Origin of the sequence: Frigoribacterium sp. 9N, from assembly GCF_902506305.1 — a bacterium.
GTDB lineage: Bacteria > Actinomycetota > Actinomycetes > Actinomycetales > Microbacteriaceae > Frigoribacterium.
In genome coordinates, this window is record NZ_LR733391.1 from 110,631 (window position 1) to 125,937 (window position 15,307).

General features: G+C 72.3%; 13 protein-coding genes. 10 read left to right on the forward strand and 3 right to left on the reverse strand.

The features are described 5' to 3' along the window. Positions 1–81 precede the first annotated feature (81 nt). Positions 82–738, reverse strand: coding sequence for a hypothetical protein (locus ARTHRO9V_RS00995; RefSeq protein WP_159824985.1), 657 nt, complete (start codon positions 736–738; stop codon positions 82–84). A gap of 165 nt (positions 739–903) precedes the next feature. Here ARTHRO9V_RS00995 and ARTHRO9V_RS01000 point away from each other — a divergent pair, with 165 nt between their 5' ends. Next, positions 904–2,466, forward strand: coding sequence for a glycosyltransferase family 39 protein (locus ARTHRO9V_RS01000; protein ID WP_159824987.1), 1,563 nt, complete (start codon positions 904–906; stop codon positions 2,464–2,466). On the opposite strand, the gene ARTHRO9V_RS01005 is transcribed toward ARTHRO9V_RS01000, so the two are convergent. After that, positions 2,414–3,730 (reverse strand): hypothetical protein, encoded by a 1,317-nt coding sequence (locus tag ARTHRO9V_RS01005; RefSeq protein ID WP_159824989.1) that lies wholly within the window; start codon positions 3,728–3,730, stop codon positions 2,414–2,416. The two genes, ARTHRO9V_RS01000 and ARTHRO9V_RS01005, sit on opposite strands and share 53 nt — an antisense overlap. 296 nt (positions 3,731–4,026) lie before the next feature. Here ARTHRO9V_RS01005 and ARTHRO9V_RS01010 point away from each other — a divergent pair, with 296 nt between their 5' ends. From ARTHRO9V_RS01010 to ARTHRO9V_RS15700, 6 genes are all read left to right on the forward strand, one after another. Continuing rightward, complete coding sequence (locus tag ARTHRO9V_RS01010) at positions 4,027–6,531, forward strand: nitrous oxide reductase family maturation protein NosD (protein WP_159824991.1); 2,505 nt, start codon at positions 4,027–4,029, stop codon at positions 6,529–6,531. Positions 6,532–6,651: 120 nt separating this feature from the next. Further along, entirely contained in the window at positions 6,652–7,326 is a 675-nt protein-coding gene (gene tsaB / locus ARTHRO9V_RS01015) for a tRNA (adenosine(37)-N6)-threonylcarbamoyltransferase complex dimerization subunit type 1 TsaB (protein WP_159824993.1), read from the forward strand. 2 nt (positions 7,327–7,328) lie between these two features. After that, positions 7,329–7,862 (forward strand): ribosomal protein S18-alanine N-acetyltransferase, encoded by a 534-nt coding sequence (rimI, locus tag ARTHRO9V_RS01020; RefSeq protein ID WP_201298895.1) that lies wholly within the window; start codon positions 7,329–7,331, stop codon positions 7,860–7,862. 68 nt (positions 7,863–7,930) lie between these two features. Further along, entirely contained in the window at positions 7,931–8,968 is a 1,038-nt protein-coding gene (gene tsaD, locus ARTHRO9V_RS01025; RefSeq protein ID WP_173154850.1) for a tRNA (adenosine(37)-N6)-threonylcarbamoyltransferase complex transferase subunit TsaD, read from the forward strand. A gap of 118 nt (positions 8,969–9,086) precedes the next feature. After that, positions 9,087–9,491, forward strand: a complete 405-nt coding sequence (locus tag ARTHRO9V_RS01030) for a DUF4190 domain-containing protein (protein ID WP_201298896.1) — start codon at positions 9,087–9,089, stop codon at positions 9,489–9,491. A gap of 179 nt (positions 9,492–9,670) precedes the next feature. Further along, entirely contained in the window at positions 9,671–10,747 is a 1,077-nt protein-coding gene (locus tag ARTHRO9V_RS15700; protein WP_159824999.1) for a DUF4190 domain-containing protein, read from the forward strand. A gap of 150 nt (positions 10,748–10,897) precedes the next feature. On the opposite strand, the gene ARTHRO9V_RS01040 is transcribed toward ARTHRO9V_RS15700, so the two are convergent. Further along, positions 10,898–12,091 (reverse strand): class I SAM-dependent methyltransferase, encoded by a 1,194-nt coding sequence (locus ARTHRO9V_RS01040; protein ID WP_159825000.1) that lies wholly within the window; start codon positions 12,089–12,091, stop codon positions 10,898–10,900. Between the two features lie 144 nt (positions 12,092–12,235). Between ARTHRO9V_RS01040 and groES the strand changes: the two genes are divergently transcribed. The 3 genes from groES to ARTHRO9V_RS01055 all read left to right on the forward strand — a co-directional run bounded on the left by groES (position 12,236) and on the right by ARTHRO9V_RS01055 (position 15,194). Beyond that, complete coding sequence (groES, locus tag ARTHRO9V_RS01045) at positions 12,236–12,532, forward strand: co-chaperone GroES (RefSeq protein ID WP_043595988.1); 297 nt, start codon at positions 12,236–12,238, stop codon at positions 12,530–12,532. 196 nt (positions 12,533–12,728) lie between these two features. Beyond that, positions 12,729–13,709 (forward strand): EamA family transporter RarD, encoded by a 981-nt coding sequence (rarD, locus tag ARTHRO9V_RS01050; RefSeq protein WP_159825002.1) that lies wholly within the window; start codon positions 12,729–12,731, stop codon positions 13,707–13,709. Between the two features lie 162 nt (positions 13,710–13,871). Beyond that, the gene (locus tag ARTHRO9V_RS01055) at positions 13,872–15,194 is read left to right on the forward strand and encodes an ABC transporter substrate-binding protein (RefSeq protein WP_056043452.1); all 1,323 of its coding nucleotides are present in this window, start codon (positions 13,872–13,874) and stop codon (positions 15,192–15,194) included. Positions 15,195–15,307 lie beyond the last annotated feature (113 nt).

The following is a 15,307-nucleotide window of genomic DNA, read 5'->3' on the forward strand; positions in this document are numbered from 1 at the left end:
CGGCATTCGGGTACCGATGGCTTGACGACTATAAGGTCCCCCCAAGGGGGGACAATGGCCCCCGTTGTGGGTACAGGGGTATTACGAGGTCGATCCCTCGAAGACGACGACCGGCACGTCGACGGCGTAGTCGAAGGTCAGGCGGAGGTCGGAATGCCCGTCGACGGGCACGGCGAAGACGTAGACGCCGTCGGCCGTGGCTCCCGCGGCCACGCTCGCCGGGAACGAAGAAGTCCCGGTCGAGAACGTGTTCGCGGGTGTGCGGTCGGCGCCGTAGGCCAGGTTGACCACGACGGTCGAGAGGTCCACGGGAGCTGCCGACGAGTTGTACACCTCGAGTTCGGCACGGACGGCCGGGCCGGTCACCTCACCGGGCAGCGCGGCCTCGCCGTCGACCGCGTCGAGGCTTTTCACCCGGACCGTCACCCCGTCCACGACGGCGGGCGACTCGTCGAGGCCCACGGGTGGTGCCTCGGGTGTGTCCGGCCCCGCGGCGGGAGGCACGGTGTCGGTCGGGGCCGTCGTCCCGTCGTCCGACGACTCGCCGGTCGTCGGCGAGCTCGAGCCCGACCCCGGTCCGGCGGCGCCGGGCTCGTCGGCGTCGCCGCCCGACACGGCGGGCACGACCACGAAGGCGACGACGAGGGCGAGCGCCACGGCGACGGCGGCCAGCACGATCACCAGGCGCCGACGGGACCTCGTCGGTGTGGGGTCGGGCGTCTGGTCGTCTGACGACATGGTGGCTCCTCGGTCGGGTGGCCCGTCCCGCCGGACGCCGGTGGGGTCCAGGGCCGCTGCTAGCATGCCAGCACTCCGGGCCACCCGCACCCGACCCGTCGGTCCGGTCGCCCTCTCCCTCGTCCCCGAGGCGAGGGCTCGCGGTCGGCACGCACGAGGACGGCCATGACGACCACCACCCCGACGACGACCCACCCGGCCGGGTCCACGGCGTCCTCGAGACGACCTCGCGCCTCCTCGATCGGCGTCCCGCTGGCGCTGGGTCTCGCCGGCACCGCCGTGGCGCTGGTCGGTTCGTCGACGGTGTCGCTGTGGACCGACGAGGCCGCGACGGTCTCGGCGGCCACCCGCAGCCTCCCCGAGCTCTGGGCCCTCGTCCAACGCATCGACGCCGTGCACGCCGCCTACTACCTGCTGATGCACGTCTGGACGACCGTCGCCGGGACCTCCCCGGTGGCCCTCCGCCTCCCGAGCGCGGTCGCGGCCGGAATCGCCGTCGTCGGCGTGCACCGGCTGCTGGTCGTGCTCGGACGCCGGGACGCCGCCATCGCGGGTGCGGTGGTCGCCGTCGTGCTGCCGCGCATCACCTGGATGGGGATCGAGGCGCGCTCCTTCGGGCCCAGCGCGGCCGTGGCCGTGTGGGCGACCGTCCTGCTCGTCGTCGCGCTGAACCGAGGAGGTGCGGCGCGGTGGATCGGGTACGCCGCCCTCGTCGGGGTGGGCACCGCCCTCAACATCTACGTCGCCCTGTTGGCCGTCGCCCACGCCGTGACCGTGGCCGCCTGGCGTCGGGTCCCGGTGAGGCGCCGCCTGGCCTGGCTCGCCTCCGCCGCGGCGGGCGGTCTCGTGGCGTCGCCGGTGGTGCTGCTGGCCGCCGGTCAGCAGGGGCAACTGGGCGACAACGACCTGGGTCTCGTGCAGATCGCCCGGGGGATCGTGGTCAACCAGTGGTTCCTCGGGGGGACCCCCACGCGCGTGGACTCGACGGCGTCGCCTACCGAGCCCTGGGCGCTCGCCTCCCTGGCCCTGGCCCTCGTGGGGTGGATCGCGATGACGGCTGCGATCGTCGCCGGGGTGCGCGGCCGTCGTGCCGGGCCGCTGTGGGTCCTCGTCCCCGTGCTCGTCGTGCCCACCGCCGTCGTGGTCGGATACAGCCTGCTGGTGAGCCCGCTCTACAACCCCCGCTACTTCACCTTCGCGGCGCCGGCGTGCGCGGCGCTGGTCGGAGTCGGCGTGACCGCACTCCGCCACCGCGGCGCCCGGGTGGTCGCCCTCGCCGTGATCGTCGCCCTGTGCGTCCCGGTCTGGCTGTCGCAACGTCAGGTCACGGGGAAGAGCGGCACCGACTGGTCCGAGGCGGCAGCGGTGGTCGAGCGGGGTGCGCGGCCCGGCGACGGGGTCTACTTCGCGCCTCTCGACGCCGATCCGCCTCGGGTCGTCGAGCGGTCGACGTCCAACGTCGCCGTCGTCTACCCGGATGCCTTCGACGGTCTCGTCGACGTCACGGTCCGCAGCCGGCCCGTCGACCAGGACAGCCTGCGGGGGACGGCCTGGCCCCTCGGCTCGCCGGAGGCGAGGCTCGACGCGGTCGACCGCCTCTGGGTCGTCGAGCCCGCCGACGAGCCCACTGCCCGCGCCGACGACGTCGTCCTCGAGACCGCCGGCTTCGAGGTCGTCAGCCGGTGGGCTGGCGGGATGACGGCAGTCGAGGAGTGGCGCCGACCCTGAACCGGTCGATCCCGTCGCGCGCCACCGGCACGAATGCCAGGGCCAAGGCGACGACCAGGGTCGGGAACGCGCTGTAGAACGGCGCGAAGAAGAGGTTCCAGCTGCTCTGCGCCGCGGTGTAGAGCAAGATGCCGCTGGCGGTGCCCTCGGCGATGCGACGGACGACGCCGACCCCGAGGATGCCGAGGACGACGGCGGACAGCACGAGCCCCACCACGCCCGACTGCGCCCAGAGGTCGCCGACGACCGAGTGCAGCTCGAAGTGCCCGCCGAACATGAACCGCTCGACGTAGCCGTTGTCGGGTTGGTACCCGATGCTGCTCATGCCTTCTTTGGCGATCTGGATGTCGCCCGCCGTCGGGACGACGCCGGCCCCGAAGCCCCAGGGGTGGTGCTCCATCAGGGCGGCGGTGGCCGCGAGCTCGGGGCGCCCGCCCAGGATGAGGGAGCCCGAGACCCTGAGCTGCTCCACGCTGCGCGACTGGGTCGCGAGGCCGAGGTAGCCGTCGAGGATGAGGGCCTGACCCAGCTGGAAGACGACGACCCCGAGGACGCCGAGCCCGATCAGGACGGCGGCGGCCGACGGACGCCTGTGCGGGCGGACGATCGCCAACTGGGCGAAGACCAGCAACGCCGCGAGGAGCAACAGGCCGAACGCCGAGCGGAAGTCGCTGAGCGCGGCGACGATCGTCAGGGCGAGCAGGACGGCCAGTTCCCACCGGCGTCCGTACCGGGCGGCGAGGGCGAGGGCGATGACCGTCACCGGCAGGGCGAACCCGAACTTCCAGGGGTTGCTCGCGAAGAGCGGTGTGCCCGTGCTGAAGCCCAACGCCAAGCCGATGCCGAACCACAGGACGGCCCGCTCGGGCGTCAGGACCTCCGTTCCCCACAAGAAGAGGCCGACGCCGAGGAGGGTGCCGAGGAGGATGACCGTCATCGGCACCGTGGAGGGCGACGACGAGACGTGGTCCCCCGAGTTGGCGACGCCCAGCCAGAGCCCGAGCGCGACGGCCAGGAGGCCCGCCACCATGAACGCGACCCCCCAGTGGTGGCGCCGCAGCGAGCCCCACCACACGGGCAGCAGCAGGGCGGCCACGACGAAACCCGCCTGCATGCCCTGCGGCAGGGTGAAGCGCATGCCGAGCACGACGAGCGCGGCGGCGGCGATCGCCCGGACCCAGGCGCGCGCGTCGCCGGGGGAGGCGCGGGACCGCTCGGGACGGCCGGCCGCCGGCGCCGACGGGGCGGCTCGGAGCAGCGTCATGGGACGAACTCTAGGCGACGCCCGCGACCTCGACGACCCCCGTCCTGGTGTCCCCCACAGTGCCGACACCCGAGGGGGAGCCACCTTGTTGGGGGCTGACGCCCCCTTGCGGAGTACGCGTGAATGTAACAAGATCACCTCTTGTCCTGACCGGGTGAGATTCCGTCCCCTCAGATCCATCCCGCGCAAGCCCCCGTCCTGGGGGCACGGCGTGGTGTTCTTCCTCTCGCACGAGCCTCCGTCCCCGAGGCATGTCGCGGGATCGCCCACACCTTCCCTTGATGAAAGCAGTGACGATGCCCAGCGCCCCCGAGCACCGCCTCTCTCCGCCCGTCCGCGTCCGCACCGCCGTGGGTGCCCTGGCGACGGCCCTCGCCGTCGTGGCCGGGGTCCTCGTCCCGGTCACCAGCGCCTCCGCGGCCCCGACCACGGTCGCCACCGACTCGTCGGCGCGCACGTCGACCACCGGCTGGGGGTCCGCCGACAAGGGAGGGGCCTGGTCGACCTGGTCCGGTCCGTCGAAGGCGTCCTTCACGGTCGGGTCCGGCACCTCCACCATCTCGGACCTCGCTCCCGGCTCAACCGCGACGGCGACCCTCGCGAGCGTGTCGGTCAAGGACGTCGAGGTCGAGGGCACGGTCTCCCTGCCGAAGACCAAGGCCGGCTTCTACCAGGGCTGGGAGCTCCGTCGCCAGGGTGACGGCTCCGCCTACCGAGGTCGACTGGAGTCGGGCAGCTCGGGCAAGGTGGCCCTCGCGGTGACCAAGGTGAAGAAGTCCGGCGAGACCCTGCTCGGCCGCGTCGCCCTTCCCGCCAGCGTGACTCCGGGTTCGACCCTGGCCGTCTCGTTCCGGGCCGAGGGCACGACCGCCGTCGCCCTCAAGGGCAAGGCCTGGGTCGACGGTTCCGCCGAGCCGGGTTGGCAGCTCGCCGTCTCGGACTCCGCGGCGGACCGTGTCTCGCAGGGCGGGTCCGTGGGCCTCTGGCAGTACGCCAGCGCCGGCAACACGGCCCGCTCGAGCACGTCGTTCGACGACCTCGTCGTCATCGGCAGCCCGTCGGACGCCACGCCGGCGCCCACGCCCACGCCGACGCCGACGCCGACGCCGACGCCGACGCCCACGCCGACGCCTGCACCTGCTCCTGCACCTGCTCCGGCACCCGCGCCCGAGGTCGCTCCCGTCGGCTCGCGGGGTTCGCTCCCGGTCGGCTCGGCCTCCTACCCCGTTCCCTCGGGCGCGATCGTCGTGTCGCCGTCGGGCGACGACGGCGCGGCCGGAACGCAGGCGGCGCCGCTGCGCACCCTCGCGGCAGCCGTCGCCAAGGCGAAGTCCGGGGCGACGATCGTCCTCCGTGCCGGCACCTACAACGAGAGCGTCGTCGTGCCCTTCCAGAAGAAGGTCACGATCCAGTCCTACCCCCGCGAGGCCGTCTGGCTCGACGGCTCCGTCCCGGTCACGTCGTGGTCGCGGTCGGGTTCGGGGTGGAGCACCCCGTGGTCGGCGTTCCCGTCGTCGGTCATGGACAACGTGGCGGACAACCCCCGCTTCGTGTCGCCGTCCTTCCCGCTCGCCGCGCGTCCCGACCAGGTCTTCCTCGACGGGGTGCAGCTCACCCAGGTGACGCCCGACCGTCTCGTCCCGGGCACCTTCGCGGCCGACCCGGGCTCCGGCCGCATGCTGATCGGCAGCGACCCGGCCGGTCACTCGATCCGCATCAGCAACAAGCCCCAGGCCATCTGGGTGCAGTCGCCCGACACGACGGTTCGTGGCTTCGGCGTCCGGGGATACGCGACTCCCTACGCCGAGCGAGGCGCCATCCGCCTGGGCAACACCGGGGCGACTGCCGAGAACCTCGTGATCCAGGACAACGCCATGATCGGCATCAACCTCGAGAACAACGGTGGCACCCTGTCGAAGCTGACGGTCGAGCGCAGCGGCCTGCTCGGCATCGGCACCAACGCCTCGTACGACCTGAGCATCACCGACTCGGTGATCCGTCAGAACAACTGGCAGCGCTTCAAGGAGGCGCCGGTCTCGGGCGGCATCAAGATCACGCGATCACGCGGCGTCACCGTGTCGAACAACGACATCAGCCGCAACTACAGCTCGGGTCTCTGGCTCGACGAGTCCGTCTACGACAGCAAGGTCATCGGCAACACGGCCGAGGGCAACGAGTGGACGGGCATCCAGCTCGAGCTCTCGAGCAAGGCCGTCGTCGCCGGCAACACCATCACGGGCGGCAAGGCCGGACTGCAGATCTTCAACACCGACGACGTCCGCGTCTACAACAACTCGATCGGCGGCTTCAGCCAGTTCGGCATCAAGGTCACGCAGGACGAACGTCGGCAGGCCACGGCCTCCACCGGCCAGGACCGTCGCCGTCCGTTGCCCGACCCGACGGTGACCTGGGTGACGGGCAAGATCACCATCGCCAACAACGCCTTCGGCAGTGGTGGTTCGTACCAGATCTTCGTCCTCGACGGCAAGACGAACCGGTCGGCCGACTCCATGGGCATCACGGTGACGGGCAACGCCTTCAACCAGCGACGAACCACGGCGCAGGCGACGCTCGTCGGCTGGGGAGCCGGGGACAACAAGACCGTGACCCGTCTCGACTCGGTCGCCGCCCTGTCGGCAAAGAACGGATCGTGGCGCAACGTCGAGACGTCCGGGGTGCTCGACCTCGGCGGCATGGGCAGCCTGCTCGCCTCGTCGCTCGGCATCGTGTCCACCCTGCCGGCGGACGTCGCGGCGCTCCTCGGGCAACCCGGGACCGCCCGCCGCATCGGCGCCTTCTGATCGACCGACGACGCCCGGCACCTCGTGGTGCCGGGCGTCGTCGCGTCCGGTCCTGGGTCGATCGGGCGACCGGTCGAGGAGGCGCGGGTCGCCTCGTCGACACCGCCTACGATTGACCCCGTGATCCTGGCCATCGACACCTCCGCCGGCTCGTCCGTCGCCGTCGTCGACCGCGACGGCGGCGTCCTCGCCGAGCACACGGTCGCCGACACCCGGCGACACGCCGAGGTGATCGGCCGTCTGATCGACGACGCCCTGCGCGAGGCCGGCGTGACCCCGTCCGAGCTCTCGGCCGTGGTGGCCGGTCGGGGCCCGGGCCCCTTCACCGGCCTGCGCGTCGGCATCGCCGCCGCCCGGGCCTTCGCCTTCGGTGCCGGGGTGCCGTGCCTCTCCGTCGGCAGCCACGACGCCGTCGCGTTCGAACGGCTCTCGGCGGCGGCGGGCCGTTCCGTCGGCACCGCCGGCGGGTCCGTCGACTCGCCGCTCGTCGTCGTCACGGACGCCCGTCGCCGCGAGGTGGCACACAGCTCGTGGTCGGGGCTCGACGACGACGGCCTGCCCGTGCTGGTGGCCCGCCCCGCCCTCGTGAGGCCGGCCGACCTCGACGAGGCGACCGGCGCCTCCTCGTCCTGGCCGCGCACCGACCCCGACGCGACGACGGTCTCGGCGGCCGCGCTGGGAATGCTCGCCGAGCGGCTCTTCGAGCACGGCCGCGCCTTCGCCGCCGCCGAGCCGCTGTACCTGCGCGAACCCGACGTCACCCCGTCGGCCGGCCCGAAGCCGGTCACGCAGTGAGCGTGCTGCTGCGCACGGCCACCCTCGACGACCTCGACGGCATCATGGCCATCGAGACGTCGACCTTCCTCACCGACGCCTGGTCGCGGGCGAGCATGACGCACGAGCTCACCGCCCCCGGCGGTCGCTACCTGGTCGCCACGGCCGAGGGCGACGACACCACCGTCATCGGTTACGCGGGCATGCTGGCGCTGAAGGGGGCTCCTGAGGCCGACATCCAGACCATCGCCGTCCTCGCCGAGCACCAGGGGCGCGGGCTCGGACGGGCGATGCTGACCCAGCTGCTCACCGAGGCCCGTCACGGCGGGGTGCGCGAGGTGTTCCTCGAGGTGCGGGCCGACAACCCCGGGGCGCAGCACCTCTACGAGACGCTCGGCTTCGAGCGGATCGCCGTCCGTGCCCGGTACTACATGCCCGACGGGGTCGACGCGGTCGTCATGCGACTGCGCGTCCCGCCGGCCGTCACCGAGACCACCGCGGGCCCCGTCGAGCCGATCGACGACGTGCCCCTCGACGAACAGGACGTCCGCCCGTGACCGCCACCCGCGCCTCCTCGTCCGCCGCCGAGCAGGCGGCCGCCGAGCCCGCCGTCCGCGAGCCCCTCGTGCTCGGCATCGAGACCAGCTGCGACGAGACCGGCATCGGCATCGTCCGCGGACGCACCCTCCTCGCCAACGTCATCTCGTCGTCGATGGACGAGCACGCCCGCTACGGCGGCGTCGTGCCCGAGGTCGCCGCGCGCGCGCACCTCGAGGCACTCGAGCCCGCCCTCGCCGCGGCGCTCGCCGAGGCCGGCGTGACGACGGCCGAGCTCGACGCGATCGCCGTGACGAGCGGACCCGGGCTCGCCGGGGCGCTCATGGTCGGCGTCGGTGCCGCCAAGGCCCTCGCCCTGGCGACGGGCAAACCCCTCTACGCCGTGAACCACCTCGTCGGCCACGTCGGGGCGGACGTGCTCCGCGCCGACGGCAGCGAACTCGAGTTGCCGACCATCGCGCTGCTCGTCTCGGGCGGTCACACCTCGTTGTTGCACGTGCGCGACCTCGTCGACGACGTCGAACTGCTCGGCGAGACGATCGACGACGCCGCGGGTGAAGCGTTCGACAAGGTGGCCCGCCTGCTCGGCCTGCCCTACCCCGGCGGGCCGCAGATCGACCGCGTCGCCGAAGGCGGCGACCCGAGGGCCGTCCGCTTCCCGCGCGGGTTGACCCTCCCGAAGGACCTCGCGAAGCACCGGTACGACTTCTCGTTCTCGGGGCTGAAGACGGCCGTCGCCCGGTGGGTCGAACAGCGTCGCAGCGAAGGAGGCGCGGTGCCCGTCGCCGACGTCGCCGCCAGCTTCCGCGAGGCCGTCGCCGACGTCCTGCTCACCAAGGCCCTCGCGGCCTGCGCCGACCGGGGCGTCCCCCGCCTGCTGCTCGGCGGGGGAGTCGTCGCCAACGCCCGCGTGCGCGAGCTCGCGGCCGAACGCTGTGCGGCGGCCGGGGTCGAGCTGCGCGTGCCGCCCCTCTCGCTCTGCACCGACAACGGCGCCATGATCGCGGCACTCGGTGCCGAGCTCGTGTCGCGGGGTCGGGCGCCCTCGCCTCTCGACTTCGGGGCCGACTCGACGCTGCCCGTGACGACGGTCCAGGCCGTCTGAACCCCGCTGCGGGGCCCGGGCGACCGGCCCCCGGTCGCCGGTCATGGGTCGCCGATAGCATGGGCGCTCGACCGACCGCGGCCGTCACCGGCCGACCCTCAGCAGAAGGACGTCTCCGATGACCGACCAGAACCCCACGCCCCACGGCCAGCCCTCGCCGCAGAACCCCTACCAGGGCCAGCAGCCGGCCTACCCGGGGCAGCCCTCCGGTGGTCAGCCCTCGTACCAGGGGCAGAACGGCGCTCGTCCCGGTCAGCGCAACACCCTCGCCCTCGTGTCGATGATCCTCGGCATCGCGGGCTTCGTGACCTCGATCACGGCCATCGGTGCCATCGTCACCGGCCACATGGCGTTGAGCCAGATCAAGAAGCGGGGCGAAGAGGGCCGGGGGATGGCCCTGACGGGGCTCATCCTCGCCTACGTCGTCGTGGCGCTGACGATCCTGACGATCATCCTGCTCTTCGTCGTCTTCGGTGCGATCGCCAGCAACCCCGACCTCTACGACGGCAGCTACAACTCCTGAGGCCGCGGGCGCGCCCCCGTGGGCGACGCCTCCCAGGGGCCGCTCATCGGCGGCCTCGCTAGCATGACGGGGTCCGCACCGGACGGTGCGGACCCTTTCGTGTCCCGGGACGCGACCGTCACGGGTGTGACCGGCCGCTCCGATGGCACGACCGACGCACCGCTCGCGAAAGGCAGCTGATGGCCACCGACGACACCACCCCCGAGAAGCCGTCCTCGGCGCCGACCGCGCCCTCGGCTCCGACGCCGCCCGCGGCGCCCACCGCGCCCCCGACGCGCCCGACCGTGGGTGGCGACGCGGCCACCGCCTCACCGCCGCTGCCTCCCACCGCCTTCCCGGGAGCCGCGTCCCAGCAGCCGTCGTCCCAGCCGCCCGCGTCGTCGCCCTACGCCGGGGCCGGCGTGCCGCCGACGGGGTCGGCGCCGTACGGGGCACCCCAGGGCGCCCCGGCGCCGCAGTCCCGTCCGGGGCAGGTCCCGCCGGGTGCTCCTCAGCCGCCCCGGCCGCCCTACGGCCAGCCGGGTGCACAGCCGCCGGCGGGGTACGGGCAGCAGGGCTACGGGCAGCAGGCGCAGAACCGGCCGCAGGGCTACGGGCAGCAGCCGGGGTACGGCCAGCAGCCGGGGTACGGCCAGCAGCCTCAGGGTCAGCGACCTGGCTACGGGCAGCCACAGGGGCAGCCCTCGGGCCAAGGCCAGCCTCAGGGCCAGCAGCCGGGGTACGGCCAGCCCCAGGGCTACGGCCAACAGCCCCAGGGGCAGCAGCCCTCCGGGCAGTCCGGTGCGCCGTACGGTCAGCAGTCGTTCGGTCAGCAGTCTTTCGGCCAGCAGGGTCAGCCCGTCGGACAGTACGGTCAGCAGCCCTACGGCCAGCAGCCCTACGGCCAGCAGCCGTACGGCCAGCAGGGCCAGCCCGGCGGAGCGTACGGCCAGCAGGCCTACGGCTCGCCCTACCCGCCGTACGCCTCGGCCGGCGCCGCACAGCCCCCGCGCCTCCTCAGCCTCCTGGCGATGATCGGCTCCATCGCCGGTCTCGTGCTCGCGCCCTTCACCTTCGGGCTCTCGATCGTGGCGTCCATCGCGGGCATCGTGCTCGGGCACCTGGGCATGTCGCGTGAGCGTCACGCGAGGGGGTTCTGGCTCACCGGGCTCATCGTCGGCTACGCCGGCGTCGTGCTCATCGTGATCGGCTGGATCGCCTTCGGCCTCTTCATCGCCGGCTTCTCGTCGGGTTCCGACTACTACGGCGGGTACTGAGCCCGGCCCCACCCCGGTGGGGCACGAGTGGGCAGGAGGCGTCGCCGCAGGGGCGAGAAGCGTCTTCTGCCCACTCGTGCGTCACCACGAAGGCGCGACGGCGGGGGTCGGGCAGCAGCGAGACCCGCCGCTCTCGCGTCCCGCCCGGCGTCAGACCAGGCGCTCGCAGAGCAGGGCGGTGTGCCGCCCCGCGACCCGGGTGAGGACGAGGGTCGCCGACCCGGTCCCCTGCAACGAGAGTCGCTTGCGGAACGTCGCGGGGTCGACGTCGACTCCGCGCTTCTTGATCTCGAGTCGCCCGATGCCCCGGGCCCGCAGCTCGCGCTTCAGCGTCCGCTCGTCGAGCGGGAACGTCTCGAGCACGCGGAATCCCTGTGCGAAGGGGGTCTCGACCCGCGCCTCCGTCGTCAACCAGGCGATGTCGCGACTGATCATCCGGGCGTCGATCGAGCGGGCCAGGTCGCCGATGAGGCGTGCCCGGATCACGGCGCCGTCGGGTTCGTAGAGGTACTCGCCGAGGTCGCCCGGGTCGACGTCGTCCGAGTCGGCGGCGGCCGTCAACTCCGACGCCCCGGAGGTGCCGATCACCAGGGCGGACCGACCCACTCCCGGCCGCGCGAGCGGCCCGAACCACACGCCCACCTCGACCACGTCGCGGTCGACCGAGATCCACTGGCACTCGGCGTCCGTCGGCAGGAGCTCGCGGTCGACGCCCGGACCGAGCTTGATCCCGGTGGGCAGGCGGTCGGCGAAGCCGAAGGCGACGTCGAGGCCGGGGGACCAGTCGGCCGGATCGGCGAGGCGCTTGGTGGCGGTGTGGCCGGACGTCCGTCGCGCCGGGTCGAGGAAGACCCCCTCGACGCCTGCGAGGTCGGTCGTGGCGGCGTCCCCCTGCTCGACCCGTGACGACGGCCACGGCGCGAGGTTGTACGAGGCGACGGCCGCGGTCACCTCGTCGCGGTCGACGGCGAGCACGTCGAGGTCGAGTGCGGCGAAGGCCAGGGCGTCGCCCCCGATGCCGCAGCCCAGGTCGGCGACGCTGCCGATCCCCGCCGCGGCGTAGCGTCCGGCGTGGCGGGCGGCGACCGGGAGGCGCGTGGCCTGTTCGAGGCCCGCCTCGGTGAACAGCATGCGGCTCGCGAACTCGCCGAACTTGGCCACGGCCCGGCCGCGAAGCCGGGCCTGTGTGAGCACCGCCGACACGAGGGCGGGGGAATGGCCCTGCTTGCGCAACGCGGCCACCGTGCCGACGACGTCGTCACCGGAGGCGCCGCCCGCCGGCAGCGAGTCGAGCAGCCGCAGCCCCTCGGGCGAGAGGACTTCGAGCAGCTCGGAGGAATCCATGTCGTCCAGTGTGACGCACGCGGGCAGACGCGTTGGCACTCGGATTGACCGAGTGCCAGTCTCGTCCTACAGTTGTTCTGGCACTCGCCCCCGGCAAGTGCCAGCCCCCATGTTTTCGTAGCACCGAGAAAGAAGAGGTCACCCGTGTCGGTCAGCATCAAGCCGCTCGAAGATCGCATCGTCATTCGTCAGGTCGAAGCCGAGCAGACCACTGCTTCGGGTCTCGTGATCCCCGACACCGCCAAGGAGAAGCCCCAAGAGGGTGAAGTGGTGGCGGTCGGCCCGGGCCGCATCGACGACAACGGCAACCGCGTGCCGCTCGACGTCGCCACCGGCGACAAGGTCATCTACAGCAAGTACGGCGGAACCGAGGTGAAGTACGGCGGAGAAGACCTCCTCGTGCTCTCGGCTCGCGACGTCCTGGCGGTCATCGTCCGCTAGCACCCCGGCACGGCTCCGGCCGTGCTCCGCGACCCCGGTCGCCGTCCCGAAGGCCCCTGCTCCGGCAGGGGCCTTCGCCGTGTCGGCACCGTGCCGGCCGACGAGGGCCCGTCCCCAGGCGTCGTCGTCCGTCGATCGATCCACGGTGGCAGGAGTGGCCGTTCCGGCGGCGGGCGCAGCCACCTAGAGTCGCCTGGTGACCTCGACCCGCGCCTCCTCGTCCCCCTCCGCCCCGACCTCGGGGCTCGGCGTCGACGGGGCCGGCGGGGCGGGCCTCGCCTACGCCCTGGGGGCCTACGGGCTCTGGGGCGTCCTGCCGGTGTACTTCCTGCTGCTGGCCCCGGCCGGCCCGTTCGAGATCGTCGCCTGGCGGGTGCTCTTCTCGCTCGTCTTCTGCGCGGTGCTGCTCGTCGTGACGGGGGCGCTGCGCTCGATCCTGGCCCTGCTGCGACAGCCGCGCCTGGTGGCCACCATGGGGGTGGCCGGCGCGTTCATCGTCGTCAACTGGACGGTCTTCATCTCGGCGACGCTCAGCGGGCACGTGGTCGAGGCGGCGCTCGGGTACTTCATCAACCCGATCGTCACCGTCGTGCTCGGCGTGGTCGTGCTGCGCGAGCGTCTCCGCACGACCCAGTGGGTGGCCGTCGGGCTGAGCGCCGTCGCCGTCCTCGTGATCGCCGTCGGGGCTGGCCGGCCGCCGTTCATCTCGCTCGTTCTCGCGTTCTCGTTCGGGCTCTACGGCCTGGTCAAGAAGCAGGTCGGCGGTCGGGTCGACGCGGTCGGCGGGCTCACGCTCGAGACGCTCTGGATCGCCCCCTTCGCGGCCGTCACCCTGATCGTGCTGCACGTGACGGGCCTCGGCGGCGGCGTCGTGCTCGGCACCGTGAGCGTCGGGCACACCCTCGCCACGATCGGCACGGGCGTGATCACGGCCGTGCCCCTGTTGCTCTTCGCCTCGGCGACGCGTCGGTTGCCCCTGACGACCGTGGGGTTGACCCAGTACGTCGCTCCCGTGTTGCAGTTCGTCGTGGGGGTCGTCGTGCTCGGCGAGCACATGTCGACCGCGCGGTGGGTCGGCTTCGCCATCGTCTGGGTCGCATCGATCGTGCTGACCGTCGACATGGTCCGTGCAGGGCGACGATCGCGCCGGCCCCTCGCCGTGGCCCCGACCACCTAGAAGCGACCATCCCTCGCAAAGTCACGAATGGCTAACGAAACGTCACTTTGACGTCGAGAACACACGCCAGAAACATTCGACCCCTAGTTTCGGACCAATCGCGGCAGGTTCGACCGCCACCGGTCGGGCTGCACTGCCGCTGTCCACGAAAGGGTTCCACGGATGATCCGATCCAGCACCGCCCTCCGAGCACTGGCTCTCGCCGGCGCAGCCTCCGTGCTGCTCGCTGCCTGTTCGACGGCATCTCCCTCTGACGACGCCTCGTCGTCGTCGTCGGCCAAGGCCGATCCCGCCGCCAAGTGCGAGGTCGGGACGCCCAGCACCGATCCCTTCGCGATCGGCACCATGCTGCCGCTGACCGGAACCCTGGCCTACCTCGGCCCGCCCGCCATCGCGGGCGCCAACCTGGCCATCAGCGACATCAACGCCGCCGGCGGCGTGCTCGACCAGCCGGCCGAGATCTCGACCAGCACCGACTCGGGCGACAGCAACGACATGACCGTGTCGAGCAACGCCGCGACGCAGCTGATCGACGCCAAGGTGCCCGTCGTGCTCGGTGCCGAGTCGTCGAGCGTCACGCTCAACGTGGTCGACCAGCTCACCAGCAACTGCATCATCGAGATCTCGCCCGCCAACACGGCGAGCTCGCTCAGCGGCTACTCGTCCTACTACTACCGCACCGCTCCGCCGGACTCGGTGCAGGGCTCGGCGCTCGGCCAGCAGATCACGGCCGACGGCAACGCCAACGTCGCGTTCCTCGTCTTCAACGACACCTACGGCACGGGTCTGCGCGACTCGACGCAGAAGTCGATCGAGAGCTCGGGCGGCACCGTCGTCTACGGCGGCACCGGCAAGGGCGAAGAGTTCCCTCCCGGTCAGACCACCTTCTCGTCCGAGGTGTCGGCAGCCATCGCCGCCGAGCCCGACGCGATCGTCATCCTGGCCTTCGACGAGACCAAGTCGATCGTGCCCGAGCTGAAGAGCCAGGGCTGGGACATGAGCAAGGTCTACATGTCCGACGGCAACACGGCCGACTACAGCGCCGACTTCGAGCCCGGCACCCTCGCGGGCGCCAAGGGCACGATCCCCGGTGCCGACGCGAGCGCCGACTTCAAGTCGAAGCTCGTGGCCGGCTACAAGGCGAGCGAGGGCGGCGACCTGGCCGACTTCTCGTACGCGGCCGAGTCGTACGACGCCGTCATCCTGACCGCTCTCGCGGCACAGGCCGGTGGCGGCACCGACGCCGGGACGATCCAGGCCAACATGGCCGCGGTCTCCGGAGCGGACGGCGGCACCGAGTGCACGACGTACGCGGACTGCAAGACCGCGCTCGACGCCGGTGACGACATCCACTACACCGGCCCCTCGGGCATCGGAGCGTTCAACGACAACAACGACCCGTCGTCCGCCTCGATCGGCGTCTACACGTTCGACGACGACAACAAGCCCGTCTACCAGACCGGCATCGAGGGCAAGGTCGAATAACGGCACCTCGCACCACCCGGGGCCCGGCACGAGTCATCGTGCCGGGCCCTTCGGCGTGCCGAGGAGGTGCCGTGTCGGGTCTCGGCCCCGGCCCCGGCCCAGCACCTGTCCGC

Excerpts from the sequence above, each read along its gene's own strand:
- ARTHRO9V_RS00995 (WP_159824985.1), bottom strand. The coding sequence starts at position 738 with ATGTCGTCAGACGACCAGACGCCCGACCCCACACCGACGAGGTCCCGT.
- ARTHRO9V_RS01000 (WP_159824987.1), top strand. The coding sequence starts at position 904 with ATGACGACCACCACCCCGACGACGACCCACCCGGCCGGGTCCACGGCG.
- ARTHRO9V_RS01005 (WP_159824989.1), bottom strand. The coding sequence starts at position 3,730 with ATGACGCTGCTCCGAGCCGCCCCGTCGGCGCCGGCGGCCGGCCGTCCC.
- ARTHRO9V_RS01010 (WP_159824991.1), top strand. The coding sequence starts at position 4,027 with ATGCCCAGCGCCCCCGAGCACCGCCTCTCTCCGCCCGTCCGCGTCCGC.
- ARTHRO9V_RS01030 (WP_201298896.1), top strand. The coding sequence starts at position 9,087 with ATGACCGACCAGAACCCCACGCCCCACGGCCAGCCCTCGCCGCAGAAC.
- ARTHRO9V_RS15700 (WP_159824999.1), top strand. The coding sequence starts at position 9,671 with ATGGCCACCGACGACACCACCCCCGAGAAGCCGTCCTCGGCGCCGACC.
- ARTHRO9V_RS01040 (WP_159825000.1), bottom strand. The coding sequence starts at position 12,091 with ATGGATTCCTCCGAGCTGCTCGAAGTCCTCTCGCCCGAGGGGCTGCGG.
- ARTHRO9V_RS01055 (WP_056043452.1), top strand. The coding sequence starts at position 13,872 with ATGATCCGATCCAGCACCGCCCTCCGAGCACTGGCTCTCGCCGGCGCA.